We start from the raw sequence: 26,500 nt of genomic DNA on the forward strand, positions 1-26,500 counted from the left end.
CCCGGTGGACCTGGCCGGTTCTAGTCGCGGGCCAGCCAGAGGTCCGGTCCGAAGACCTCGTAGTGGATGTCGGCGGCCGGCACGCCCTTGGCGAGGAGCTGGGTCCGTACCGCGCGCATGAAGGGCAGCGGCCCGCACAGGTAGGCGCGGGTGCCCGGCCGGACGGTCACACCCGAGAGATCGACCAGACCGGTCCGGTCGGCGGGGTGGCCCGGCTCCGGGTGCTCGTACCAGAAGTGCGTCTCCGCGTCGGCGAGCTTGTCCGCGAACGCCTCGTGGTCGGCGCGCAGCGCGTGCTCGGCGGGGGAGCGGTCCGCGTGCACCACGGTGACGGGGGCCTTGTGGCCGGTGGCCGCGAGCTGCTCCAGCATGGCGATCATCGGGGTGACGCCGATGCCGGCGGAGGCGAGGAGGACGGGGGCGTCCGTGGCGTCGAGGACCAGGTCGCCGTACGGCGCGGAGACGTCGAGGACGCTGCCCTCGCGGACGTGCGTGTGCAGATGGGTGGAGACCTCGCCCTCGGGGCTCGGCATCCCGGTGTCCTCCCGCGCGCGCATCCGCTTGACGCTGATCTGCCGCACCGGCGAACCGGGCGCGCCGGAGAGGCTGTACTGGCGTATCTGGCGTGCGCCGTCCGGGAGTTCGACGCGGACCGACACGTACTGGCCGGCCCGGAAGTCCGGCAGGGGGCCGCCGTCGGCCGGGCGGAGCCGGAAGGTGGCGACGTCGGCGGTCTCCTCGACGCGCTCGGTGACCACCCAGGGGCGCGGGGTCCCGGCGTCCGACCGCTCGTCGTACAGGCGCTTCTCGATGGCGATCAGGGCGTTCGCCATGAGCCAGTAGACCTCGTCCCAGGCGGCGGCGACCTCCGGGGTGACCGCGTCGCCCAGCACCTCGACGATCGCGGCGAAGAGGTGCTCGTGCACGATCTCGTACTGGTCGGGCGCGATGCCCAGGGAGGCGTGCTTGTGCGCGACGCGGTTCAGCATCGCGTCGGGCCGCTCGTCGGGGTGTTCGACCAGATGGGTGGCGAAGGCGGCGATCGATCCCGCCAGTGCCTGCCGCTGGGTGCCCGCGGCCTGGTTGCCGCGGTTGAACAGGTCGCGGAGCAGCTCTGGGCGGGCGGTGAACAGTCCGGTGTAGAAGCGCTCGGTGATCTCACCGATGGCGGCGCCGACGACGGGAAGCGTGGCGCGCACGGTCGTGGCGGACTGGTCGGACAGCATCGGGACTCCTCAAGGCCAGGGCGGAAACGGTGGGTTGTGGCCGCCTTGTACGGGCCACACCCTAGTTAAACTTGCATCTGAGATGCAAATTAAGAGCCGATGCGGCGAGAGAGTGTCCGGCGTGTCTTACGGGAGCGCGCCTGAGCAGGCAGGATGGGCGGCAGAGCAGGACACCTTCCGTACGCGAGGCGTTCAGGACGTGGTCGCCCGGTCGATCATGGTCCGCAACGCGCACGAAATGGTGTTGTGGTGGGATGCTCAGGTGCGCCGATCGTCTTCGAGGCGTGGGAGCAGGCGGCCTGACCAGCAAGGATGGGTGGAAGCGGAAGATGGACAAGCAGCAGGAGTTCGTGCTCCGGACGCTGGAGGAGCGTGACATCCGGTTCGTACGTCTGTGGTTCACGGACGTACTCGGCTTCCTCAAGTCGGTGGCCGTCGCCCCCGCGGAGCTGGAACAGGCCTTCGACGAGGGCATCGGCTTCGACGGTTCGGCCATCGAGGGCTTCGCCCGGGTCTACGAGTCCGACATGATCGCCAAGCCGGACCCGGGCACCTTCCAGGTGCTGCCCTGGCGCGCCGAGGCCCCCGGCACGGCCCGCATGTTCTGCGACATCCTCATGCCGGACGGCTCCCCGTCCTTCGCGGACCCGCGGTACGTCCTCAAGCGCGCCCTCTCCAAGACCTCGGATCTCGGCTTCACCTTCTACACCCACCCCGAGATCGAGTTCTTCCTGCTGAAGGACCGTCCGCTGGACGGCTCGCGGCCCACCCCCGCCGACAACTCGGGCTACTTCGACCACACCCCGCAGAACGTCGGCCAGGACTTCCGGCGCCAGGCCATCACGATGCTGGAGTCGATGGGCATCTCGGTCGAGTTCAGCCACCACGAGGGCGCCCCCGGCCAGCAGGAGATCGACCTGCGCTACGCCGACGCGCTCTCCACGGCCGACAACATCATGACCTTCCGGCTGATCATGAAGCAGGTCGCGCTGGAGCAGGGCGTGCAGGCCACCTTCATGCCGAAGCCGTTCTCGGAGTACCCGGGCAGCGGGATGCACACCCACCTCTCCCTCTTCGAGGGCGACCGCAACGCGTTCTACGAGTCCGGCTCGGAGTACCAGCTCTCCAAGGTCGGCCGCTCCTTCATCGCCGGCCTCCTGAAGCACGCCGCGGAGATCTCCGCCGTCACCAACCAGTGGGTCAACTCCTACAAGCGCATCTGGGGCGGCTCGGAGCGCACCGCGGGCGCCGGCGGCGAGGCACCCTCGTACATCTGCTGGGGCCACAACAACCGCTCCGCCCTCGTCCGGGTGCCGATGTACAAGCCCGGCAAGACCGGCTCGGCGCGGGTCGAGGTCCGCTCGATCGACTCGGGCGCGAACCCGTACCTCGCGTACGCCCTGCTCCTGGCCGCGGGCCTGAAGGGCATCGAGGAGGGCTACGAACTCCCGCCGGGCGCCGACGACGACGTCTGGGCCCTCTCCGACGCCGAGCGCCGCGCCATGGGCATCGAGCCCCTCCCGCAGAACCTCGGCGAGGCCCTGGCCATCATGCAGCGCAGCGAACTCGTCGCCGAGACCCTGGGCGAGCACGTCTTCGACTTCTTCCTCCGCAACAAGAAGGCGGAGTGGGAGGAGTACCGCTCCGAGGTCACGGCCTTCGAGCTGAGGAAGAACCTGCCGGTGCTGTAAGCCCAGGTCAGGGACGTTCCCTCTTGCTCGGCACGCGGGGCCCACGGTCGGTGACCGTGGGCCCCGCCTCCGTCCGCACCGGCCCTCGGCGCCGGCGCCGAGGGCCCGGAGGGGGCCCGGCGCTCTTCGGGGCGGTCACGGATGCCCTGCTGGCGCCCGGTGCTCCCGCGCGGCTGGATCCCGTCCGGCAAGGAATGATCACGTGACGGGGCGGGGTCGTGGAACGGGCGATCACGCGGCGGTTGCGGTGCGCGTGTCGCGATCTAGCGCCAACTGCTTTTCTCGCAGGGGGTGTTGACCGGGTGAGCGCGTCGATGATGAAGACTGTGGGCATGGAGTTCTTCTGCTACCACCATGACCGGCCCGGCTCGTCGGCGTTGCGCGACGAGCTGTTGGAGGAGCACTGGTCCTACATGGACGGGTACGCGGCGGAGATGATCGCCCGCGGTCCGACCCTGGACGGGGACCGGGACGCCGCCACCGGCAGTCTGCACATCCTCGACCTGCCCGGTCCCGCCGCCGCCCACGCGTTCGCGTTCGGTGAGCCCGGGTACCAGGCGGGCGTGTACCGGGACGTCCTGGTGCGCCGGTGGCACAACACGCTGGGGCGCACCATGTGGGAGTTCCCCGGCGGCCGTACCGACGGCGACCGGTACCTGGTGCTCGGCCTCGGCGGGGGACGGGCCGCCGACCTCGCGGTGCCGCCCGGGTCCGACGAACTGATCGCCTACGGGCCGCTGCTGTCCGACGACGGTTCCGCGTGGCTGGGTACGGCGGCGCTGGTGCGGGCGCCGGACCCGGAGACGGCCCGCGCGGTCCTGCTCACTCCCGGCCGGTACGCCGACATCGAGGTCCACAACTGGCAGTTCGGCGGGCGGCCGTCGTGAACCGGGCCCGCGGCCCGCAGCTCTTGTCGGGGCCGCCGGGACCAGGGGGGTTACCAGGGCCAGGGACTGCGGGGGCTACCGGGACGAGCGGCCCACGTACGCGGGGGACACCGCCGCGGTGCTGATGCGCCGCGGCTCTCCCGTGCCGTTCGACGGGACCGCGTAGAGGTCGGCTCCGTAGTCGCCGGGGAGGGCGTAGACGAGAGTGTGGCCGTCGCTCCAGACGGCCTGGTCGTCGACGCTGCGAGGCTCGGCGAGCGGGGTCTCGCGCCCGGTGCGCAGGTCGAGGACGTACAGGCGCCAAGGGGCGTCCCGGGGAAGGCCCTTGACGCGCTTCTTGAAGGCGATACGGGTGCCGTCGGGGGAGAGGGACGGGCACTCGACGTTCGCGCGCAGGGTGGTGACGGTGCGGGCGTCCAGGTCGCCGCGGACCAGGTGGGTCGTGCCGTGCGTGGCCATCGTGGCGTAGAAGGTGCGGTCGTCGGCCGCGAACGTCACGCCCCAGAAGTTGACGTCGGCCGCATGGTAGGTCCTGCCGTCCTTCACCACGCGGTACGCCTCCAGGGACGGCGTCAGCTCGCCCGTGCGGGTGTCGACGATCGCTGCCCGGGTCGAGAAGTTCGTGCCCGCGTACGAGTCTCCGCCGACGAACGCCGTCCAGGCCACGTACCGGCCGTTGGGCGAGACACGGGCCCGGGACGGGATGCCGGGCACGTCGTAGCGGGCCCTCTCGCGCAGCTCGGCGTCGAGGACCACCGCCCGGTAGGTGTCCCGGACCGTTCCGTGGACCGCCTGGAGACACACCCCGGTGCCCGAAGCCGCGTAGAAGCGGAGGCACTTGACCGCGGAGGCCGTGCGAGGGCCCGACGGGTCGGAGGCCGGGACGGCCGTCAGCTCGTCACGGTGCGGCCCCCACGCCATGTTCCGGAACACCAGCCGCCGGGAGTCGGCCAGCGAGACCCGCCCGGCGGTGATCCGCGGGCCGCCCGGCCGGGCCTCGTTCCTGCGCTCGGCGCGGGCCGAGGCGTGCAGCACGGACGCCGTGGCGATCCCCGCCAGTGCGAGCAGGGCGCAGACCAGGACCAGGATGCGGGTTCGCGGCGTCATACGAGTCCTTCCGAGGGGGTGCGGCGGGCGGCCGGGCGCAGGCTCAGCGCGAACAGGGCGCACAGGGTGAGTGCCACGGCTGACGCCGTGAGCGCCGTACGGTCGCCCCAGGCCGTCCACGCCGCGCCGAAGCCGAGCGAGCAGACGAACCGGGCCAGCGACTGCCCCGTCTGGACCAGCGCGAGCCCGGACGAGCGCAGTTCGGCCGGCACGCTGTCCGAGGCCGCGGCCATGAGGACGCCGTCCGTCGCCGCGTAGAAGCCGCCGTGCAGGAGCAGGACCGCGTACGGCAGCGCCGCGCCGTGCCAGGAGGCGAGGAGCAGGGCGTACGCGAGCAGCAGGGCGCCGTGGCCGGCCAGGAACACCCGCCACCGGCCGGTCCGGTCGGCGAGCCGGCCGAGCGGGACGGCGAGCAGCAGGAACGCGGCGGCCGTGCCGAGCGGCAGCAGCGCGAACCAGCGGTCCGCCACCCCGAGCCGGCGCTGGAGCAGCAGGAACACGAACGAGTCGCTGACCGTGGCGAGGCCGAGCAGCGTCGCGCAGAGCGCGATGCGGCGCAGCTCCGGACGGCGCAGCAGGGCGAAGGCGGCGCGCAGGGTGGCGCGGGGGGCGGCAGACGGGCCGGGCGGGGCGGCGGCCCGCGCCGCCGAACCACCCGGCACGAACAACACCAGGACCAGGACGCCGGCCACGGCCACGCAGAAGCTCACCGTGAACACCGCGTCGTAGCCGTCGACGGTCGCCCGGAGGATCAGGAAGGCGGCCAGCGGGCCCAGCAGGGCGCCCGCCGTGTCCATCGCGCGGTGGACGCCGAAGGCGCGGCCGCGGGTCTCCGGGGTGCTGGACAGGGAGATCAGGGCGTCGCGCGGGGCGGTGCGCAGGCCCTTGCCGGTGCGGTCGGCGGCGAGGACGAGACCGATCGGCGTCAGGGTCTGGGCCATGAGGAGGAGGGGTTTGCAGGCGGCCGAGAGGGCGTATCCGGCACCCGCCACCCACTTGTGGCGGCCGCCGCCCCGGTCGGCGAGATGCCCGCCGATCAGCCGGACGAGCGCCGAGAAGCCGTTGTAGATCCCGTCGAGGAGGCCGAAACCGAGGGGGGACAGGCCGAGGCCCGCCACCAGGTACAGGGGTAGGACGGCCGTCACCATCTCCGAGGAGACGTCGGTGATCAGACTGACCGTGCCGAGTGCCAGCACCGTGGGCGCGACCGCGGCCCGGCGCCGCCCGGCCCGGGGCCGGGCGGCGCCTTCCGCGGACGCCGCCACCGGGGATTCCGGGGTACGGGCGCGGCTGTCCGCTACGTACACGTCAGGACGTCCAGATACCCGTGATGTCCTTCGCGGAGGCCGCGTTGCCGGCGTGCGGGAGGCCGTGCATGTCCTCCAGCGTGCGCAGCAGGTCGTAGTGGTTGTAGGTGGTGGTGGACGAGGAACCCGCGGTCACCTGCTGGCCGTACAGCACCGTCGGGATCTTGTTGCCCGCGAGCCGGTTGTCCTCGTCGAAGGTGACGACGAGCAGGCTGTTGTGGGTCTTGGCCCAGCCGGCGTACGCGCCCAGCTTGTTCTTCAGCCAGGTGTCACCGGTGGACACCGAGCAGTCGTGCATATCGCTGCACAGGTTCGGGACGACGAAGGAGACCTGCGGGAGCGTCGTGTAGTCCGTCGGGAACTGGGCGAACGTCCTGGCGCTGGACGTCGGCACGTTGCTGAAGCCGAACCAGGGATTGTGCTTGCGCGCGTAGTCCCCGCTGCTGCACGTGGTCGAACCCTGGCTGGGCAGCGTCTCGTTGTAGCTGCCCCAGGTCCTGCCGGCGGCGATCAGCTCGGAGGCGAGGTTCGGCGCGGAGGAGAAGCCGGGGGTGTAGCAGCTGTCGTCCGTGATGCCCTGGGTGGATCCGGAGAACAGGGCGAAGTAGTTGGGCTGGCTCGGGTGCGTCTCGGCGTACGACTGGGAGAGGTTGGCCCCGCCGGTCCTGAGCGAGTTGATGTACGGCGCCCTGGAGGAGCCGATCACCTGGCTGTACGCGTGGTTCTCGAAGACCACGACGACGACGTGGTCGGGGGTGGGGACCGCGGCCGCGGCGCTCGCGGGCGACGAACCGGCGAGCCCGGTCCACAGCCCGGCCGCGGCCGCGGTGAAGGCGAGGGCGGATGCCACGACGGCACGACCGCGGGTGTACACGTTTCTGCCGGACACTTTCGGACCTCCGGTGGGGGGAAGGCGACGGTGGCGGTGCGGACAGAGCATGCTCACGCCAATATTCCCGGGGCTCACGTCCCCCAACCGGTGGGATGAAGAGCGGATGAACTGCTGGCCTCAGCGATCGCGGGCCAGCTGGCCCAGCACCTGGTGCAGCGGCTCCGTCGCCCGCTTGCGGTACTCCTGGATCGCCCAGCCGTTGCCGTCCGGGTCCTTGAAGTACATGAAGGTGGCCCCGTCCCGCGGGGCGAACGCGACCGGCTCGCTGACGTCGAGTCCGCGGGCGGTCAGCTCCTCGTACGCCGCCGCGGCGTCCTGCACGCACAACTGCATCCCGTGGTACGTCCCCGGCTGCGGCGTCCCCGTCGGGATCTTCAGCCCGTCGACCAGCGCGATCGAGCACCCGGACCCCGGCGGCGTCAGCTGGACGATCCGCACGCCCTCCATCACCTCGCCGTCCAGGTCGACATGGAATCCGACCTTGTCCCGGTAGAACTCCTTGGCCCGGTCCACGTCGGAGACCGGCAGCAGGATCACTTCGAGGGTCATGTCCATGGTTCGACTCCCTTGTCGCGGGGCTCATGACTCTGTCCACACAAGCCCAGTCCGGCGCGGGGCGCCACCCTGGGGAGCGGGGTTACGCTCGGACTCGCACGACCTTGATCCGACAGTCCGTGCTAGTCCGACCGACAGGAGGCCGGGATGACGGCGCCGGGGCGCAGGAGCAGTACCTTCACTCGGCTGCTGCGGCACGGCTTCACCGATCCGTCGGCGGCCGAGCGGCTCCTGGAGGGGCCCGAACTGGAACCGGTGAGGTCCGACCCGGTCCTGCTGGAGGCGCTCGGCGGCACCGCCGACCCGGACCTCGCGCTCCTCGGACTCGTCCGGCTGGTCGAGGCGCAGGACGGACGCCCCGCCCAACGGGAACTCCTCGACACCCTGATCGCCGCCAAGCCGCTGCGCGACCGGCTGCTCGGCGTCCTCGGCGCCTCCGCCGCGCTCGCCGACCACCTCGCCCGGCACCCGCACGACTGGCAGGCCCTCGTCACCTACGAGGCGCGGGACCTGCATCCCGGGGTCAAGGAGTTCGAACGGGGACTGAGGGACGCGACGGACCCCGTCGCGCTGCGCGTCGCCTACCGCCGCTGTCTGCTCTCCATCGCCGCGCGCGACGTGTGCGGCACCACCGACCTCGCGCAGACCGCGGCCGAGCTCGCCGACCTCGCCACCGCGACCCTGCGCGCGGCCCTCGCCATCGCCGGGGCCGCGGCGCCCGACGACGTCGCCCTGTGCCGGCTCGCGGTCATCGCGATGGGCAAGTGCGGTGGCCACGAGTTGAATTACGTGTCCGACGTCGACGTGATCTTCGTCGGGGAGAGCGTCGACGGGGCCGACGAGCAGAAGGCCGTGCAGGCGGCCACCCGGCTCGCCTCGCACATGATGCGGATCTGCTCCGAGACGACCGTCGAGGGCAGCATCTGGCCGGTCGACGCCAACCTGCGTCCCGAGGGCCGCAACGGGCCTCTGGTGCGGACGCTCAGCAGCCATCTCGCCTACTACCAGCGGTGGGCCAAGACCTGGGAGTTCCAGGCGCTGCTCAAGGCCCGCCCCGTCGCGGGGGACCTGGAGCTGGGCGAGAAGTACGTCGCCACCCTGGCCCCCCTGGTGTGGCAGGCCGCCGAACGGGAGAACTTCGTCCCCGACGTGCAGAAGATGCGGCGCCGGGTCGTGGAGAACATCCCGGTCGCCGAGATCGAACGGGAACTCAAGCTCGCTCCGGGAGGGCTCCGGGATGTCGAATTCGCCGTACAGCTCCTGCAGTTGGTGCACGGAAGGGTCGACACCGCCTTGCGCAGCGGTACGACCCTGGACGCGCTGAAGGCGCTCGCTGCGGGCGGATACGTGGGACGCGCCGACGCCGTACAACTCGACGACGCCTACCGCTTCCTGCGCTCGATGGAACACCGCATCCAGCTCTTCCGGCTGCGGCGCACGCATCTGGTGCCCGAGGGCGAGGGCGATCTGCGGCGGATCGGACGCTCGCTCGGACTGCGCGTCGACCCGGTCAAGGAACTGAACCGGGAATGGAAGCGGCACGCGGCCGTCGTGCGACGGCTGCACGAGAAGCTCTTCTACCGGCCGTTGCTCGACGCTGTCGCCCAACTCGCTCCGGGGGAGACCCGGTTGAGCCCCGGAGCGGCCCGCGAGCGGCTCGTCGCCCTCGGGTACGCCGACCCGGCGGCCGCGCTGCGCCACCTGGAGGCGCTGGCGTCCGGGGTCAGCCGCAAGGCCGCCATCCAGCGGACCCTGCTCCCGGTGCTGCTCGGCTGGTTCGCGGACTCCGCGGACCCCGACGCAGGCCTGCTCAACTTCCGGAAGGTGTCGGACGCGCTCGGCAAGACCCCGTGGTACCTGCGGCTACTGAGGGACGAGGGCGCCGCCGCGGAGAACCTCGCGCGCGTGCTCTCGGCGGGACGGCTCACCCCCGACCTGCTGATGCGCGCGCCGGAGGCGGTGGCGCTGCTGGGCGACGGGGAGGGCGGCGGCCTCGGACCGCGCGGCCGGGCCCACCTGGAGCAGGAGATCCTCGCCGCGGTGCGGCGGGCGGACGGCGGAGAGCAGGCCGTGACCGCCGCGCGCGGCGTGCGGCGGCGGGAGCTGTTCCGCATCGCCGCGACGGACATCGTCGCCTCCTACGGGACCGAGGAGACGCCGGCCGTCGCCGACCAGGGGGCGCTGGTCGACCTGGTCGGCGGCGCCGTGTCCGATCTGACGGCCGCGACGCTCGCGGGCACCCTGCGGGCCGTGGTGCGGGACGGCTGGGGGGACACCCTGCCCACACGGTTCGCGGTGATCGGGATGGGCCGCTTCGGAGGCCATGAGCTCGGTTACGGCTCCGACGCGGACGTCCTCTTCGTGCACGAGCCCCGGGAGGGGGTCGACGACCAGGACGCCGCCCGTGCCGCGAACGCGGTGGTGGCCGAGATGCGGCGGCTGCTCCAGCTGCCCAGTGCCGATCCGCCGCTGCTGATCGACGCGGACCTGCGGCCCGAAGGGAAGTCCGGGCCGCTGGTGCGCACCCTGAAGTCGTACGAGGCGTACTACCGGCGCTGGTCGCTGGTCTGGGAGTCGCAGGCGCTGCTGCGCGCGGAGGTCGTGGCCGGGGACGTGGAACTGGGGAGCCGGTTCATCGAGCTCGTCGACCCGCTGCGGTATCCGGCGGAGGGCCTGGGCGAGGAGGCCGTGCGGGAGATCCGGCGGCTGAAGGCCCGGATGGAGACGGAGCGGCTGCCGCGCGGTGCCGACCCGACCCTGCACACCAAGCTCGGGCGCGGCGGTCTGTCCGACGTGGAGTGGACGGTCCAGCTGATCCAGCTCCGGCACGGCTGGGTGGAGCCCGGCCTGCGGACGACCCGGACGCGCGAGGCGCTGGCCGCGGCCTGCTCGGCGGACCTGCTGTCCACGGAGGACGCGGCGACGCTCGACGAGGCGTGGGTCCTGGCCACCCGGGTGCGCAACGCCGTGATGCTCGTACGGGGCCGGGCCGGGGACACCTTCCCCTCGGACGGCCGCGAGCTCGCCGCCGTGGGCCGCTATCTCGGGTACGACCCGGGGCATGTCGGGGACATGCTCGACGACTACCGGCGGACCACCCGGCGGGCCCGGGCCGTGGTGGACGAACTGTTCTACGGCGCCTGAGGGACGCGTGCCGTCGCACGCGAGGGACCTTGCGGTCGGGCCGGTGGGTCACCGCGCGCGGTCGGGTCGGAGGGGCCCGCCGTGGTGACGGAGGGGTACCGGCGCCTCGCTCCGGGGGGTGCCGACGCCTGGCCCCTGGGGGGGGCGATCATCTCTGGGGGGAGGCCGACGACCGGTCCCGAGGGAGGCCGGCGATGTCCCGAGGGGTGCCACTGGTCACCGAACGTGACGGCTGGACGCCGGTCAGGTCTTCGCCGACAGGGTCGGCACGCCCCGCGTCCCCGGCACCCAGCGCGGCAGCGCGTACGGCAGCGCGCCGTACCAGAAGCGGGCGACCAGGAAGCCGAAGGCGAGGCAGAGCATGCCGCCCACCGCGTCCAGCCAGAAGTGGTTGGCGGTGGCGACGATGACCAGCAGGGTGGCCGCCGGGTAGAGGAGGCCGAGGACGCGCGCCCAGGGGGCCGAGGCCAGCGCGAAGACGGCCAGGCCGCACCAGAGGGACCAGCCGATGTGCATGGACGGCATCGCGGCGTACTGGTTGGACATGTGCTTGAGATCGCCGGAAGCCATCGAACCCCAGGTCTGGTGGACCATGACCGTGTCGATGAACGTGCTGCCGTTCATCAGGCGGGGTGGCGCGAGCGGGAACAGGTAGTAGCCGACGAGGGCCACCAGCGTGGTGGTGAAAAGGACGAGACGGGCCGCCGCGTAGCGGCCGGGATGACAGCGGTACAGCCAGACGAGAACACTCAGCGTCACCACGAAGTGCAGCGTCGCGTAGTAGTAGTTCATGCCGATGATCAGCCAGGTGACCGAGTCGGCGGCGTGGTTGACCGACTCCTCGAAGGCGACACCGAGATGGTGTTCCGCCTGCCAGATCCAGTCCGCGTTGCGCAGCGCTTCGCGTCGCTGCTCGGGCACCGCGTTCCGGATCAGTGAATACGTCCAGTAACTCACGGCGATGAGCAGGATCTCGAACCAGAAGCGGGGGCGACGCGGGGTTCGCAAACGGCGCAGGAGCCTGTTCCCCGCCTTCTCCTCCGCGACGGGTTGTGGAGTGGCCTCTTCCCGGCCTTCCAGTGTCGTCACGGTCGTCTCACCCATAGGCGCAGAGTCTGCCAGAAAAGCCTTCGCCCACCGATCATCCCCTGGTCGGGTCCCGGTCGCACGTTCTGCACCCGGGGGAGGCAGGGGACCCCCGGGCGCTCCTGGCTCAGGGACGATTCCGGTCCCCGGGGGCGGAAGCGGTCGAACCCCGCACCACCAGTTCCGGCATGAACACGAATTCGCTGTGCGGCGCGGGCGTCCCGCCGATCTCCTCCAGCAGCGTGCGCACCGCGGCCTGCCCCATCGCGGGGACCGGCTTGCGGACGGTCGTGAGCGGCGGGTCGGTGAAGGCGATCAGCGGCGAGTCGTCGAATCCCACGACCGAGATGTCCGTGGGAACCTCCAGGCCGCGCTGGCGCGCCGCCCGTATCGCGCCGAGCGCCATCATGTCGCTGGCGCAGACGATCGCCGTGCAGCCACGGTCCATGAGGGCGCTCGCGGCCGCCTGGCCGCCCTCCAGCGTGTACAGCGAGTGCTGGACCAGTCGCTCCTCGACGTCCGAGGCGTTCAGGTTCAGCTGCTCCTGCATCGAGCGCACGAAGCCCTCGATCTTGCGCTGCACCGGAACGAAGCGCTTGGGCCCGAGGGCGAGCCCGATGTTGGTGTGCCCGAGAGAGGCGAGGTGGGTGACCGCGAGGGCCATCGCCGCGCGGTCGTCCGGCGAGATGAACGGCGCCTGCACCTTCGGCGAAAAGCCGTCGACCAGGACGAAAGGGACACCTCGGCCGCGCAGTTGCTCGTACCGCTGCATGTCGGCGGAGGTGTCGGCGTGCAGGCCGGAGACGAAGATGATGCCGGCGACCCCGCGGTCGACCAGCATCTCGGTCAGCTCGTCCTCGGTGGAGCCGCCCGGGGTCTGGGTCGCGAGGACGGGGGTGTAGCCCTGACGCGTCAGGGCCTGCCCGATGACCTGCGCGAGGGCAGGGAATATCGGGTTCTCCAGCTCGGGGGTTATCAGGCCCACCAGGCCCTCGCTGCGCTGTCGCAGGCGCACCGGGCGCTCGTAGCCCAGGACGTCGAGCGCGGCGAGGACGGACTGGCGAGTGGTAGCGGCGACGCCCGGCTTCCCGTTCAGGACGCGACTGACGGTCGCCTCACTGACCCCCGCCTGGGCTGCGATGTCGGCAAGCCGTGTGGTCACAGGATTGGACTGTACCGGTCGCATCTCACCCTGCCCACCAACCAGACGCCGTGTGCGGGCGATCGATCGGCCCGCTCCGGGCTGCTGCGTCATCGCGCTCCCTCGTGTTCTGGTCGGCTCGGTGTCCCGTGCGTGCGCCGCGCGGGAAAGGGGTGGCTCCTGCAAGGCGTTGACGGCCGATGATCCCCGTACACGACCCCCGTGGCAAGAGCTTGCAGAGTCTTGCACAGACGTCCGTATGTCCGCTGAGCGGCCTGGTAGCAGGGTTTCGAGACGGCCGCCACGAGGTCACGGCCGCATAACTGTCGTTAGCTCTTTCACTTTTTTGCTGCAAGACCTTTCGCGCCGCTTACATGGCTGTTACGTTCCAGTCGCCCGGCGGACGCAACGGCGCAGTCGGCAAGTCGGCAAGGGGATCGGGCGGGACCGATTCCCCACCTACTCGGGCTTTCACCCTCAAGGAGATCTCATGCGGCGTGGCATAGCGGCCACCGCGCTGGTGGCGTCCTTCGCCCTCGCGGCGACGGCCTGCGGCGGTAGTGACGGCGGCAGCAGTGACAAGGCGGACGGCCCCACCACCATTACCTGGTGGGACACTTCCAACGCCACCAATGAGGCGCCGACGTACAAGGCCCTGGCCAAGGAATTCGAGAAGGCCAACCCGACCATCAAGGTCAAGTACGTCAACGTGCCCTTCGACAAGGCGCAGAACAAGTTCGACACGGCTGCCGGTGCCTCCGGCGCCCCGGACATCCTGCGCTCCGAGGTCGGGTGGACCCCCGCCTTCGCCAAGAAGGGCTACTTCCTGCCGCTGGACGGCACCGACGCCCTCACGGACCAGGCCAAGTTCCAGCCCAGCCTGATCGAGCAGGCCAAGTTCGACGGCAAGACGTACGGTGTGCCCTTCGTCACCGACACCCTCGCGCTCGTCTACAACAAGGCGCTGTACAAGAAGGCCGGCATCACCGAGGCCCCCAAGACCTGGGCCGACCTGAAGAAGAACGCGGCCACCATCAAGGCCAAGACCGGCGTCGACGGCTACTGGGGCTCGACCCAGGCCTACTACGCGCAGTCCTTCCTGTACGGCGAGGGCACGAACACCGTCGACGCCGAGGCCAAGAAGATCACGGTGAACTCGGCCGAGGCGAAGAAGGCGTTCGGCACCTGGCAGGGTCTGTTCTCCGGCAAGGGCCTGCACAAGGCCGACACCACCGCCGACGCGTACGCCCACATCCAGGACGCGTTCGTCAACGGCAAGGTCGCCTCGATCATCCAGGGCCCGTGGGAGATCACCAACTTCTACAAGGGCTCGGCGTTCTCGGACAAGGCGAACCTCGGTATCGCCACCGTCCCGGCGGGCTCCACCGGCAAGGCGGGCGCCCCGACCGGCGGCCACAACCTCTCCGTGTACGCGGGTTCGGACAAGGCCCACCAGGCCGCCTCGCTGAAGTTCGTCAACTTCATGACGTCGGCGAAGTCCCAGGCGACCATCGCGCTGAAGAACTCCACGCTGCCCACGCGTGACGACGCCTACACCGCCGAGGTCAAGGCCAACCCGGGCATCGCCGGCTACCAGACGGTCCTCCCGGCCGCCCAGCCGCGCCCGGCGCTGCCCGAGTACGGCTCCCTGTGGGGCCCGCTCGACACCGAGCTGCCGAAGATCGCGGGTGGCAAGGTGTCCCTGAACAAGGGCCTGAGCAACGCCGAGCTGGCGATCGCCAAGCTGGTCCCGGACTTCAGCAAGTGAGCCCGTGTGGCCGCCGGGTCCTTCCGAGAGGGAAGGACCCGGCGGCCACCGGCTGTGTGCGTCCAAATCCTGATCTTGCAGAAGGTGTCGAACCATGACAGTCGCCATCGATCGAGCAACCGGCAAGCGCCACGGTGACCGAGCACCGCGCTCCGGCCGGAAGCAGCGTCTCAAGCACGCGTACCAGAAGTACTGGTACGCGTACGCGATGATCGCTCCGGTCGTCGTCGTACTCGGTGGACTGGTGCTCTATCCGCTGGTGCGGGGCATCTATCTGACGTTCACGGACGCCAACAGCCTCAACTCGGCCCGCACGATCGGCGTCAACCACATCGACGCCACCTACAAGTTCATCGGCCTGGACAACTACAAGGACATCCTGTGGGGTCCGACGTCGTACGACCGCTTCTGGTCGCACTTCATCTGGACCATCGCCTGGACCGTCCTGTGCGTCGCCCTGCACTACTGCATCGGCCTGGGCCTCGCGCTGCTGCTCAACCAGAAGCTGCGCGGCCGTACCCTCTACCGGCTGGTCCTGGTGCTGCCGTGGGCCGTGCCGACCTTCGTCACCGTCTTCGGCTGGCGTTTCATGCTCGCCGACAGCGGCATCATCAACTCCATGCTCGACGCGGTGCACCTGCCGTCGCCGGCGTGGCTGGAGGACACCTTCTGGCAGCGGTTCGCGGCGATCATGGTCAACACCTGGTGCGGTGTCCCGTTCATGATGGTCTCGCTGCTCGGCGGACTGCAGTCCATCGACGGCACGCTGTACGAGGCCGCCGAGATGGACGGCGCGAACAAGTGGCAGCAGTTCCGCTTCGTGACCCTGCCGGGCCTGCGGTCGGTCAGCTCCACCGTCGTGCTCCTCGGCATCATCTGGACCTTCAACCAGTTCGCGGTGATCTTCATCCTCTTCGGCAACACCGCGCCGGACGCTCAGATCCTCGTCACCTGGGCCTACTACCTCGGCTTCGGCCAGCAACCGCGCGACTTCGCGCAGTCGGCGGCCTACGGCATGCTGCTGCTGGCCATCCTGATCGTCTTCACCTCCTTCTACCGCCGCTGGCTGAACCGCAATGACCAGCAGCTCGCGATCTGAGGCAGGAGTCTCCATGAGCACCACCACACTTCAGACGCCTCCGGTCGAGCAGACCTCCCGGAACGGGGAGGCGCCCCAGCCGGCCCGCAAGCGAGTTCGGCGCGGCCTCGTCGGCTCGCTCGTCTCCCACGGCATCCTCATCGTCGCGAGCCTGGTCGCGCTGTTCCCGATCGCCTGGCTCGTCTTCCTGTCCCTCGGCCCGGAGCAGGACGACTACCTCCACCCCGGACGCATCTGGGACACGATGACGTTCGACAACTACTCCTTCGTGCTCCAGCAGACGAACTTCTTCGAGTGGATGAAGAGTTCGCTCATCGTCTCGCTCGGCACCACGGTCGTCGGCGTGATGATCGCGGCCACCACCGGCTACGCGGTCTCGCGCATGCGCTTCCCCGGCTACAAGAAGTTCATGTGGGTCCTGCTGGTCACCCAGATGTTCCCGATCGCCGTACTGATCGTGCCGATGTACCAGATCCTCTCGGACCTGCAGCTCATCGACTCCTACCTCGGCCTGATCCTCGTCTACTGCTCGACGGCGGTGCCCTACAGCGCCTGGCTGCTCAAGGGCTACTTCGACACCATCCCGTTCGAGATCGACGAGGCCGGCCGGGTCGACGGGCTGAGCCCCTTCGGCACCTTCTTCCGGCTGATCCTGCCGCTCGCCAAGCCGGGTCTCGCGGTGGCCGCGTTCTACAACTTCATCACCGCGTTCGGTGAGGTCGCCTTCGCCTCGACGTTCATGCTGGACGACTCGAAGTACACCTTCGCCGTCGGACTCCAGACCTTCGTCAGCGAGCACGACTCGCAGCGCAACCTGGCGGCCGCGACGGCCGTGCTGATCGCGATACCCGTCTCCGCCTTCTTCTACCTCGTGCAGAAGAACCTGGTGACCGGACTCACCTCGGGCGGCACGAAGGGCTGATCCACCCAGGACAGCCCAGCACGCCCAGTACGCCCAGGGCTCCCGCGCGCTCCAAGCGCGCGGGTGGCGGCCGCGGTGCCCATCCGACCCCGCCGGTACCGCGGCCGCCTCATTTCCCCGCCCTGCGTCGACGTCTTTCCCCCGTGCTCCCGGCCTCGCGTGAGCACGGGTCTGCCCCCACAGCCGAATTCCTCCCCACGCCCGACCGCGCTCGGACACGGGGACCCTCATCGCATCAAGGACGCCATGAGCCAGCACTCCGCCGACCAGGCCCCGAACTCCGTTCTCGCCACCGTCGCCGCGCACCGCGACTGGTGGCGCGACGCGGTGATCTACCAGGTCTATCCGCGCAGCTTCGCCGACAGCAACGGCGACGGCATGGGCGACCTGGAGGGCGTACGTTCCCGACTCCCGTACCTGCGCGACCTCGGCGTGGACGCCGTGTGGCTCAGCCCCTTCTACGCCTCGCCGCAGGCCGACGCCGGCTACGACGTGGCGGACTACCGGGCCGTCGACCCCATGTTCGGCAACCTGCTGGACGCCGACGCGCTCATCCGCGACGCCCACGGACTCGGGCTGCGCATCATCGTCGACCTGGTGCCCAACCACTCCTCCGACCAGCACGAGTGGTTCAAGCGCGCCCTGCGCGAGGGCCCCGGCTCCGACCTGCGCGACCGCTACCACTTCCGTCCCGGCAAGGGCGAGGACGGCGAGCTGCCGCCCAACGACTGGGAGTCCATCTTCGGCGGCCCGGCCTGGACCCGGGTCACCGAGCCGGACGGCACCCCGGGCGAGTGGTACCTGCACCTCTTCGCGCCCGAGCAGCCCGACTTCAACTGGGAACACCCGGCCGTGGGCGACGAGTTCCGCTCGATCCTGCGGTTCTGGCTGGACATGGGCGTCGACGGCTTCCGCATCGACGTCGCGCACGGCATGGTCAAGGCCGAGGGACTGCCGGACCTCGGCGACCGCGAGCAGCTGAAACTGCTGGGCAACGATGTCATGCCGTTCTTCGACCAGGACGGCGTGCACGACATCTACCGGCAGTGGCGCACGATCTGCGACGAGTACTCCGGCGAGCGCATCTTCGTCGCCGAGGCGTGGACGCCCACCGTCGAGCGCACCGCCAACTACGTGCGCCCCGACGAGCTGCACCAGGCCTTCAACTTCCAGTACCTGGGCTCCCACTGGGAAGCGGCCGAGCTGCGCGCGGTGATCGACCGCACGCTCGACGCGATGCGTCCGGTCGGTGCCCCCTCCACCTGGGTGCTGTCCAACCACGACGTCACCCGGCACGCCACCCGGTTCGCCAACGAGGCCGGCCTCGGCACCCAGATCCGCACCGCGGGCGACCGCGAGCTCGGTCTGCGCCGGGCCCGCGCGGCGAGCCTGCTGATGCTGGCGCTGCCCGGTTCCGCCTACGTCTACCAGGGCGAGGAGCTCGGCCTGCCCGACGTCGTCGACCTGCCGGACGAGGTGCGCCAGGACCCCGCCTACTTCCGGGGCGCCGGACAGGACGGCTTCCGCGACGGCTGCCGGGTGCCGATCCCGTGGACCCGCACCGGTTCCTCGTACGGCTTCGGCGACGGCGGCAGCTGGCTGCCGCAGCCCGCCGAGTGGGCCGGACTGAGCGTCGAGGCGCAGACCGGCGAGGAGGGCTCCACCCTGGAGCTGTACCGCGCCGCGCTCGCCGTCCGGCGCGAGCGGTCCGACCTCGGCGCGGGGGAGAGCGTCGAATGGCTGACGGCACCCGAGGGCGTCCTCGCCTTCCGGCGCGGCGACTTCGTCTGCACCGCGAACACCGGGGGCGAGGCCGTGACCGTCCCGGCGTACGGCCGGGTGCTCGTCACCAGCGGCGAGGTGACCCTGTCGCAGGACGGCGAGGCGAAGCTGCCCGCCGACACGACTGTGTGGTGGGCGGTCTGACCCACACGTGAGCGGTGCTCCCGGTCCTGACCACCGGAGCACCGTTCGTCCCATGGGTGGGGTAACCCATGCGAGAGCGGTGCTCCGGTTCCTGACGACCGGAGCACCGCTTTTCTGCGCGCGCTCCCTCATCCCACCCCGTTTCCCTCACAGGGATCGACAAGAACTCGCGCAAGAGCCAAGCCGAGTTCGTCTGCTCCTTCTGTGGCCTGACCTGCAACGCGGACAGCAACGCAGCGATCGACGCCGCGGCATGACGGGGCGGGATTCCCCGCCCCCCGGCGCTCAGCCGGTGCCGGAGGGACGACACCGCGGGAACAGTGGTCGAGTGTCCGTGAACCTCAACCCGGCCGGGTTGGAATCCCCCTCTTTCAGGCAGGGGGAGGATGTCCGTCCCGGAGGCTGGCGATGACGTCGCCGTCGGGGACGCCGGTGTCGGCAGCGGCGGGCCGGCCGGGCCGGAATCGCGGGCGGTCCGCCGAGTGCCGGCGCGACGGTCACCAGCAGCCGGGGGACCCTTCTTCGTCGTAAGGCCATCGGGGTGCGGCTCCTCTCGGGGCCGGTCGGCACGTCCGCGGGGCGCGGGAGCCGACCCGTGTGGAGCGTGGGACCGCCCAAGGGGGCACGTCAATAAGGAAGTTGAAAGTTCTTTCGACATCTTGCTGAAACTTTGTCGTAAGCGGTACCTTCCGATTCCCCCACCCGCACGACGAAGTGCAGGAGTACCCCACATGGCAAGGAAATCGCTAGCGGCCTCGTTCGCCCTCGTGGCGGGCCTGGCGGTCACCGTGACCGTTCCTCCCGGTACGGCGGCGGCCTCGCCGCCCGGCACCAAGGACGTCACCGCCGTCATGTTCGAGTGGAAATTCGACTCGGTCGCCAAGGAATGCACCAACACGCTGGGCCCCGCCGGCTACGGCTACGTCCAGGTGTCCCCGCCCGCCGAGCACATACAGGGCTCGCAGTGGTGGACCTCGTACCAGCCCGTGAGCTACAAGATCGCCGGACGGCTCGGCGACGCCACCGCCTTCAAGAACATGGTCACCACCTGCCACGCGGCCGGTGTGAAGGTCGTGGCGGACACGGTGATCAACCACATGGCCGCCGGATCCGGTACCGGCACGGGAGGTTCTTCGTACACGAAGTACAACTACCCGGGCCTCTACTCGGCCGCCGACATGGACAACTGCACGTCCAGCATCAGCGACTACACCAACCGCGCCAACGTCCAGAACTGCGAACTCGTCGGTCTCGCCGACCTGGACACCGGCGAGGACTACGTCCGGTCCGCGATCGCCGGCTACATGAACACCCTGCTCGGCTACGGCGTCGACGGGTTCCGGGTCGACGCGGCCAAGCACATGCCGGCCGCCGACCTCGCCAACATCAAGTCCCGGCTGAGCAATCCGTCCGTCTACTGGAAGCAGGAGGCCATCTACGGCGCGGGCGAGGCCGTCCAGCCCACCGAGTACACCGGAAACGGCGACGTCCAGGAGTTCCGCTACGCCTACGACCTCAAGCGGGTCTTCAACAACGAGAACCTCGCCTACCTCAAGAACTACGGTGAGGGCTGGGGCTACATGAGCAGCTCGGTCTCCGCCGTCTTCGTCGACAACCACGACACCGAGCGCAACGGCTCGACGCTCAACTACAAGGACGGGGCGAACTACACCCTCGCCAACGTCTTCATGCTCGCCTACCCGTACGGCGCCCCCGACGTCAACTCGGGCTACGAGTGGTCGAACATCGACGCCGGACCGCCCAACGGCGGTACTGTCAACGCCTGTTGGCAGGACGGCTGGAAGTGTCAGCACGCCTGGCCGGAGATCAGGTCGATGGTCGCCTTCCGCAACGCCACCCGAGGGCAAGCCCTTTCCAACTGGTGGGACAACGGCAACGACGCGATCGCTTTCGGCCGGGGCGGCAAGGGCTTCGTGGCCATCAACCACGAGACCTCCACGCTGAGCCGGACGTACAGCACCTCGCTCGCCGCGGGCACGTACTGCAACGTCCAGAACAACACCAGCATCACGGTGAACAGTTCGGGCCAGTTCACGGCGACGCTGGGCGCCAACACGGCCCTCGCGATCTACGCGGGCAAGTCCAGCTGCTGAAAAGCCTTTCTGCACATTGCAAGACTCTTGCTGTAAACCTTGCGTGAGCGATACGGTCACGCGGGCGTTCGGCATCGTGGCCGAAACGCTGCGCGGGGTCGGACCCGAGTACGCCGTAATCGCTAGGAGTTCACGACTGTGGACCTGATACCGAGAGGGACGGCAGGCCGCACCAGCCGTCCCAGGCTGCGAGCAGCCGTCCTCGCCGCCGCATTGGCCGTATCGCTTGCGCAACCCCTTGTGGCGCGGGCCCAGACCCCGCCCGCACCGCCGTCGGACGCGAAGCTCGCCGCCGCGCCGACGCGGCACGACGTCACCCGTGACCAGTTCTACTTCGTGATGCCGGATCGTTTCGCCAACGGCGACACGTCCAATGACGAGGGCGGTCTGACCGGTTCGAGGATGTCGACCGGGTACGACCCCACCGACAAGGGCTTCTACCAGGGCGGTGACCTCAAGGGCCTGACGAAGCGGCTCGACTACATCAAGGGCCTCGGCACCACCGCCATCTGGATGGCGCCGATCTTCAAGAACCAGCCCGTCCAGGGCACCGGCAAGGACGCCTCGGCGGCCTACCACGGCTACTGGATCACCGACTTCACCAAGGTCGACCCGCACTTCGGCACCAACAAGGACCTTCAGACGCTGATCTCCAAGGCCCACGGCAAGGGCATGAAGGTCTTCTTCGACGTCATCACCAACCACACGGCCGATGTCGTCGACTACGAGGAGAAGTCCTACAACTACCTCTCCAAGGGCGCCTTCCCGTACCTCACCAAGGACGGCAGGCCGTTCGACGACGCGGACTACGCGGCCGGTGCCAAGGGATTCCCGTCGGTGGGCTCCGGCTCCTTCCCCCGGACGCCGGCGGTTCCCGCCGCGAAGAAGAACGTCAAGGTCCCGTCGTGGCTCAACGACTCGACGATGTACACCAACCGCGGCGACTCCACCTACGCCGGTGAGTCCACCACGTACGGCGACTTCTCCGGCCTCGACGACCTGTGGACCGAGCGTCCCGAGGTCGTCAGCGGCATGGAGAAGATCTACGAGAAGTGGGTCAGGGACTTCGGCATCGACGGCTTCCGGATCGACACCGTGAAGCACGTGAACATGGAGTTCTGGACGCAGTGGGCGACCGCCCTCGACGCGTACGCCGCCAAGCACGGGCGCAAGGACTTCTTCATGTTCGGCGAGGTCTACTCCGCCGACACCTCGATCACCTCGCCCTACGTCACCCAGGGCCGTCTCGACGCCACGCTCGACTTCCCCTTCCAGGACGCGGCCCGCAGCTACGCCTCGCAGGGCGGCAGCGCGCGGAAGCTGGCGTCCGTCTTCGGCGACGACTACAAGTACACGACCGACAAGGCCAACGCCTACGAGCAGGTCAACTTCCTCGGCAACCACGACATGGGCCGCATCGGGTACTTCCTGAACCAGGACAACCCGAAGGCGAGCGACGCCGAGCTGCTGAAGAAGGACGAGCTGGCCAACGAGCTGATGTTCCTCAGCCGTGGCAACCCGGTCGTCTACTACGGCGACGAGCAGGGCTTCACCGGCTCCGGCGGCGACAAGGACGCCCGGCAGACGATGTTCGCCTCCAAGATCGCCGACTACCTCGACGACGACGAGATCGGCACCGCCCGCACCCACGCGAGCGACGCCTACGACACGAAGGCGCCGCTCTACCGGCAGATCAGCGCTCTCTCCAAGCTCCGCAAGGACAACCCGGCCCTCGCGGACGGCGTCCAGACGGAGCGGTACGCCGCGGACGGCGCCGGTGTGTACGCCTTCTCCCGCACGGACGCGAAGACCGGGACCGAGTACGTCGTCGCCGTGAACAACGCCGACGAGGCGAAGGAGGCGACGTTCGCGACAGGCTCGGCGAACATGGACTTCCGCACGGTCTACGGCACTTCGCCCTCGGTCAAGAGTGACGCGGACAAGAAGGTCACGGTCACCGTCCCGGCCGGTTCGTCGATCGTCCTCAAGGCCGCGGGCCGGCTCGGCACCCCCGCCTCGAAGCCGACCCTGACCCTGAAGGCCCCCGAGGCGGGCGCCACCGGGACCGTCGAACTCTCGGCGGACGTCTCCGGCGGACAGCTCGACCGGGTCGTCTTCGCCGCCCAGGTCGGCAACGGCTCCTGGCGCACCCTCGGCTCCGCCGACCACGCCCCGTACAAGGTCACCCAGGCCATCGGCGCGGACGTACCGGCCGGAACCGCCCTGCGCTACAAGGCCGTCGTCGTCGACTCGGCCGGCCGCACCGCGAGCGCCACGGCCGGTTCCACCACCGGCACCGTGCCCGCCGCCGAGATCCCGACGGCCTCCTCGCGCGACTACGCGGTCGTCCACTACAAGCGCACCGACGACGACTACACCGACTGGCGCCTCTACGCCTGGGGCGACCTCGCCGACGGCGAGTCCACCACCTGGCCCGCCGGACACGACTTCGTCGGCCGCGACGCCTACGGCTCCTTCGCCTACGTGAAGCTGAAGCCCGGAGCCTCCAGCGTCGGCTTCCTGGTCATCGACAAGGACGGCAACAAGGACGTCTCGTCCGACCGCACCATCGACGTCACCAAGACGGGCGAGATCTGGGTCGAGCAGGGCAAGGACACCGTCCTGACCGAGCAGCCCGACCTGCCCGCCCAGGACAGGACCAAGGCGGTCCTGCACTACCACCGCGCCGACGGCGACTACGCCGGCTGGGGTCTGCACACCTGGACCGGCGCCGCGGCGCCCACGGACTGGACGAAGCCCCTGGAGCCGGTGCGCACCGACGCCTACGGCGCCGTGTACGAGGTGCCGCTCGCCGAGGGTGCCACCAGCCTGAGCTACATCCTCCACAAGGGCGACGACAAGGACCTGCCCACCGACCAGTCGCTGGACATCACGGCGAACGGCCACGAGGTGTGGCTGCTGGGCGGCCAGGAGAAGTACCTGCTGCCGCAGCCCAAGGGCAGCGCGGCCGCACTCGACCTGACCACGTCCAAGGCCGTCTGGATCGACCGGTACACGGTCGCCTGGAACGGCTCCGACGCCGCGGTGTCCACCCAGCTCCTCTCCTCCCACGACGGCTCGATCGCCGTCAAGGGCGGCGGGCTGACCAGCGACGACGAGCGCTGGCTGCGGCTGTCCAAGACCACCCTCACCGACGCCCAGAAGGCCAAGTACCCGCACCTGAAGGCGTACACCGCCTGGACCGTCGACCCGCGCGACCGCGACCGGGTGCGCTCCGCGCTCGGCGGCCAGCTCGTCGCCTCGCAGCGGGCCGCGAACGGCGCCGTGCTCGCGGCGACCGGCGTGCAGATCGCCGGAGCCCTCGACGACCTGTACCCCGCGTCGAAGGCGCACCTCGGGCCGGTCTTCCGCGACGGTGTCCCCACCCTCTCGGTGTGGGCCCCGACCGCCCAGTCCGTGAGCCTCGACCTCGACGGCTCCACCGTCGCCATGAAGCGCGACGGCACCAGCGGTGTCTGGTCCGTCACGGGGAAGAAGTCCTGGACGGGCAAGCCCTACCGCTACACCGTGAAGGTGTGGGCGCCGACCACCCGGAAGATCGTCACCAACAAGGTGACCGACCCGTACTCGGTGGCCCTGACCACCGACTCGAAGCAGAGCCTGGTCGTCGACCTCGACGCCAAGTCCCTCGCCCCGTCCGGCTGGTCCTCGCTCAAGAAGCCCAAGGCCGTGGCGCTGAAGGACGCGCAGATCCAGGAACTGCACGTCCGCGACTTCTCGGTGGCGGACAAGACCGTCCCCGCGAAGGACAAGGGCACCTACCTCGCCTTCGCCGACAAGAACAGCGACGGCTCGAAGCATCTGAGGAAGCTGGCCGCGTCCGGCACCTCGTACGTGCACCTGCTGCCCGTCTTCGACATGGCCACCGTTCCCGAGAAGAAGGCGGACCAGCAGTCCACCGACTGCGACCTCGCCTCCTACGCCGCCGACTCCGAGAAGCAGCAGGAGTGCGTGGCGAAGACCGCCGCCAAGGACGCCTACAACTGGGGCTACGACCCGTACCACTACACGGTCCCCGAGGGCTCCTACGCCACCGACCCCGACGGCACCGGACGCACGGTCGAGTTCCGCAGGATGGTCAAGTCGCTGAACGAGGACGGCCTGCGGGTCGTCATGGACGTGGTCTACAACCACACCGCCGCCAGCGGCCAGGCCGACACCAGCGTCCTCGACAAGGTCGTCCCCGGCTACTACCAGCGGCTCCTCGCCGACGGCAGCGTGGCCAACTCCACCTGCTGCTCCAACACGGCGACCGAGAACGCCATGATGGGCAAGCTGGTGGTCGACTCGATCGTCACCTGGGCCAAGGAGTACAAGGTCGACGGCTTCCGCTTCGACCTCATGGGACACCACCCCAAGGCCAACATCCTCGCGGTCCGGAAGGCCCTGGACGGGCTCACCCCCGCGAAGGACGGCGTCGACGGCAAGAAGATCATCCTGTACGGCGAGGGCTGGAACTTCGGTGAGGTCGCCGACGACGCCCGGTTCGTCCAGGCCACCCAGAAGAACATGGCGGGGACGGGCATCGCGACCTTCTCCGACCGCGCCCGCGACGCCGTCCGCGGCGGCGGCCCCTTCGACTCCGACCCCGGCGTCCAGGGCTTCGCCTCGGGCCTGTACACCGACCCCAACTCCTCCACGGCCAACGGCACCACGGCCGAGCAGAAGGCCCGCCTGCTGCACTACCAGGACCTCATCAAGGTCGGCCTGAGCGGCAACCTGGCGGCGTACCGCTTCACCGACTCCGCCGGCAAGGAGGTCAAGGGCTCCGAGGTCGACTACAACGGACAGCCCGCCGGTTACGCGGCCGCGCCGGGTGACGCGCTCGCCTACGCCGACGCCCACGACAACGAGTCGCTCTTCGACGCGCTGACGTACAAGCTGCCCGCGACGACGAGCGCCGCGGACCGGGCCCGGATGCAGGTCCTGGCGATGGCGACGGCCACCCTCTCGCAGGGTCCGTCCCTCTCCCAGGCGGGCTCCGACCTGCTGCGCTCCAAGTCCCTGGACCGCAACTCCTTCGACAGCGGTGACTGGTTCAACGCCATCCACTGGAACTGCCAGGACGGCAACGGATTCGGTCGCGGACTGCCGCCGGCCGCCGACAACACCTCCAAGTGGCCCTACGCGAAGCCCTTGTTGACGACCGTCTCGGTGGGCTGCGCCCAGATCGGCGGCGCCTCGGCCGCGTACCAGGACCTGCAGCGCATCCGTACGAACGAGAAGGTCTTCTCGCTCTCCACGGCAGGCGAGGTGCAGTCGAAGCTCTCCTTCCCGCTGTCCGGGAAGGAAGAGACGGCCGGAGTGATCACCGTGCGCCTCGGCGACCTCGTGATCGTCTTCAACGCGACCCCGGAGAAGCAGAAGCAGGCCGTCGGCTCCCTGGCCGGTACCGGGTACAAGCTGCACCCGGTGCAGGCGGCGGGCGCGGACCCGGTCGTCAAGTCCTCGTCCTACACGAAGGGCACGGGCTCCTTCACCGTCCCGGCCCGCACGGTGGCGGTGTTCACCCGGACCTCGTGACAGCGACCCCGTGACAGCGGCCTGACCCGGTGGGGGCGGAGCCGGACACCCGGAACACATTCGGGACCGGATCCGCCCCCGCCGTCTTTCC

16 protein-coding genes are annotated in these 26,500 nt (G+C 69.9%); 9 read left to right on the forward strand and 7 right to left on the reverse strand.

Annotated elements, in window-relative coordinates; translation table 11 throughout:
• Positions 1-20 precede the first annotated feature (20 nt).
• Entirely contained in the window at positions 21-1,226 is a 1,206-nt protein-coding gene (locus tag ACFYW7_RS03935) for a globin domain-containing protein (protein WP_389497498.1), read from the reverse strand.
• A gap of 329 nt (positions 1,227-1,555) precedes the next feature.
• Here ACFYW7_RS03935 and glnA point away from each other — a divergent pair, with 329 nt between their 5' ends.
• Together glnA and ACFYW7_RS03945 are read left to right on the forward strand one after the other, a co-directional pair.
• Positions 1,556-2,917 carry a type I glutamate--ammonia ligase gene (gene glnA / locus ACFYW7_RS03940; RefSeq protein ID WP_389497500.1) on the forward strand — a complete coding sequence of 454 codons (1,362 nt, stop codon included), beginning with the start codon at positions 1,556-1,558 and terminating at the stop codon, positions 2,915-2,917.
• A 332-nt stretch (positions 2,918-3,249) separates the two neighbouring features.
• Positions 3,250-3,804 carry a YciI family protein gene (locus tag ACFYW7_RS03945; protein WP_389498562.1) on the forward strand — a complete coding sequence of 185 codons (555 nt, stop codon included), beginning with the start codon at positions 3,250-3,252 and terminating at the stop codon, positions 3,802-3,804.
• A gap of 75 nt (positions 3,805-3,879) precedes the next feature.
• On the opposite strand, the gene ACFYW7_RS03950 is transcribed toward ACFYW7_RS03945, so the two are convergent.
• The 4 genes from ACFYW7_RS03950 to ACFYW7_RS03965 form a co-directional block, all read right to left on the reverse strand.
• Entirely contained in the window at positions 3,880-4,911 is a 1,032-nt protein-coding gene (locus tag ACFYW7_RS03950; RefSeq protein WP_389497502.1) for a TolB family protein, read from the reverse strand.
• The gene (locus ACFYW7_RS03955) at positions 4,908-6,218 is read right to left on the reverse strand and encodes an MFS transporter (RefSeq protein ID WP_389497504.1); all 1,311 of its coding nucleotides are present in this window, start codon (positions 6,216-6,218) and stop codon (positions 4,908-4,910) included. Before ACFYW7_RS03955 ends, ACFYW7_RS03950 begins: the two co-directional genes overlap by 4 nt.
• Before the next feature lies 1 nt (position 6,219).
• The gene (locus tag ACFYW7_RS03960) at positions 6,220-7,107 is read right to left on the reverse strand and encodes an alkaline phosphatase family protein (RefSeq protein WP_389497506.1); all 888 of its coding nucleotides are present in this window, start codon (positions 7,105-7,107) and stop codon (positions 6,220-6,222) included.
• 120 nt (positions 7,108-7,227) lie between these two features.
• A complete protein-coding gene (locus ACFYW7_RS03965; RefSeq protein WP_389497508.1) occupies positions 7,228-7,665 on the reverse strand; it encodes a VOC family protein in 438 nt (145 codons plus the stop codon).
• 147 nt (positions 7,666-7,812) lie between these two features.
• Here ACFYW7_RS03965 and ACFYW7_RS03970 point away from each other — a divergent pair, with 147 nt between their 5' ends.
• Positions 7,813-10,809, forward strand: coding sequence for a bifunctional [glutamine synthetase] adenylyltransferase/[glutamine synthetase]-adenylyl-L-tyrosine phosphorylase (locus tag ACFYW7_RS03970; protein WP_389497510.1), 2,997 nt, complete (start codon positions 7,813-7,815; stop codon positions 10,807-10,809).
• Positions 10,810-11,052: 243 nt separating this feature from the next.
• On the opposite strand, the gene ACFYW7_RS03975 is transcribed toward ACFYW7_RS03970, so the two are convergent.
• Positions 11,053-11,913, reverse strand: coding sequence for a phosphatase PAP2 family protein (locus ACFYW7_RS03975; protein ID WP_389497512.1), 861 nt, complete (start codon positions 11,911-11,913; stop codon positions 11,053-11,055).
• A gap of 109 nt (positions 11,914-12,022) precedes the next feature.
• Positions 12,023-13,057 carry a LacI family DNA-binding transcriptional regulator gene (locus ACFYW7_RS03980; protein ID WP_389497514.1) on the reverse strand — a complete coding sequence of 345 codons (1,035 nt, stop codon included), beginning with the start codon at positions 13,055-13,057 and terminating at the stop codon, positions 12,023-12,025.
• Between the two features lie 469 nt (positions 13,058-13,526).
• Between ACFYW7_RS03980 and ACFYW7_RS03985 the strand changes: the two genes are divergently transcribed.
• The 6 genes from ACFYW7_RS03985 to pulA all read left to right on the forward strand — a co-directional run bounded on the left by ACFYW7_RS03985 (position 13,527) and on the right by pulA (position 26,409).
• Positions 13,527-14,804, forward strand: coding sequence for an extracellular solute-binding protein (locus ACFYW7_RS03985; protein ID WP_389497516.1), 1,278 nt, complete (start codon positions 13,527-13,529; stop codon positions 14,802-14,804).
• 94 nt (positions 14,805-14,898) lie between these two features.
• Positions 14,899-15,903 (forward strand): carbohydrate ABC transporter permease, encoded by a 1,005-nt coding sequence (locus ACFYW7_RS03990; protein ID WP_389497518.1) that lies wholly within the window; start codon positions 14,899-14,901, stop codon positions 15,901-15,903.
• A 13-nt stretch (positions 15,904-15,916) separates the two neighbouring features.
• A complete protein-coding gene (locus ACFYW7_RS03995; protein WP_389497520.1) occupies positions 15,917-16,825 on the forward strand; it encodes a sugar ABC transporter permease in 909 nt (302 codons plus the stop codon).
• Positions 16,826-17,071: 246 nt separating this feature from the next.
• Positions 17,072-18,751 carry a glycoside hydrolase family 13 protein gene (locus ACFYW7_RS04000; protein WP_389497522.1) on the forward strand — a complete coding sequence of 560 codons (1,680 nt, stop codon included), beginning with the start codon at positions 17,072-17,074 and terminating at the stop codon, positions 18,749-18,751.
• Between the two features lie 731 nt (positions 18,752-19,482).
• Entirely contained in the window at positions 19,483-20,865 is a 1,383-nt protein-coding gene (locus tag ACFYW7_RS04005) for an alpha-amylase family protein (RefSeq protein WP_389497524.1), read from the forward strand.
• A 144-nt stretch (positions 20,866-21,009) separates the two neighbouring features.
• Positions 21,010-26,409: a pullulanase-type alpha-1,6-glucosidase gene (gene pulA / locus ACFYW7_RS04010; protein ID WP_389498564.1), complete on the forward strand. Its 5,400-nt coding sequence runs from the start codon at positions 21,010-21,012 to the stop codon at positions 26,407-26,409.
• Positions 26,410-26,500 lie beyond the last annotated feature (91 nt).

It is taken from the genome of Streptomyces sp. NPDC002580 (assembly GCF_042889485.1).
In the GTDB taxonomy this organism is placed as follows: Bacteria; Actinomycetota; Actinomycetes; order Streptomycetales; family Streptomycetaceae; genus Streptomyces.

Bases quoted from the DNA above. Each gene is read 5' to 3' on its own strand.
- ACFYW7_RS03935 (WP_389497498.1), bottom strand. From the start codon at position 1,226: ATGCTGTCCGACCAGTCCGCCACGACCGTGCGCGCCACGCTTCCCGTC.
- glnA (WP_389497500.1), top strand. From the start codon at position 1,556: ATGGACAAGCAGCAGGAGTTCGTGCTCCGGACGCTGGAGGAGCGTGAC.
- ACFYW7_RS03945 (WP_389498562.1), top strand. From the start codon at position 3,250: ATGGAGTTCTTCTGCTACCACCATGACCGGCCCGGCTCGTCGGCGTTG.
- ACFYW7_RS03950 (WP_389497502.1), bottom strand. From the start codon at position 4,911: ATGACGCCGCGAACCCGCATCCTGGTCCTGGTCTGCGCCCTGCTCGCA.
- ACFYW7_RS03965 (WP_389497508.1), bottom strand. From the start codon at position 7,665: ATGGACATGACCCTCGAAGTGATCCTGCTGCCGGTCTCCGACGTGGAC.
- ACFYW7_RS03970 (WP_389497510.1), top strand. From the start codon at position 7,813: ATGACGGCGCCGGGGCGCAGGAGCAGTACCTTCACTCGGCTGCTGCGG.
- ACFYW7_RS03975 (WP_389497512.1), bottom strand. From the start codon at position 11,913: ATGGGTGAGACGACCGTGACGACACTGGAAGGCCGGGAAGAGGCCACT.
- ACFYW7_RS03985 (WP_389497516.1), top strand. From the start codon at position 13,527: ATGCGGCGTGGCATAGCGGCCACCGCGCTGGTGGCGTCCTTCGCCCTC.
- ACFYW7_RS03990 (WP_389497518.1), top strand. From the start codon at position 14,899: ATGACAGTCGCCATCGATCGAGCAACCGGCAAGCGCCACGGTGACCGA.
- ACFYW7_RS03995 (WP_389497520.1), top strand. From the start codon at position 15,917: ATGAGCACCACCACACTTCAGACGCCTCCGGTCGAGCAGACCTCCCGG.
- ACFYW7_RS04000 (WP_389497522.1), top strand. From the start codon at position 17,072: ATGAGCCAGCACTCCGCCGACCAGGCCCCGAACTCCGTTCTCGCCACC.
- ACFYW7_RS04005 (WP_389497524.1), top strand. From the start codon at position 19,483: ATGGCAAGGAAATCGCTAGCGGCCTCGTTCGCCCTCGTGGCGGGCCTG.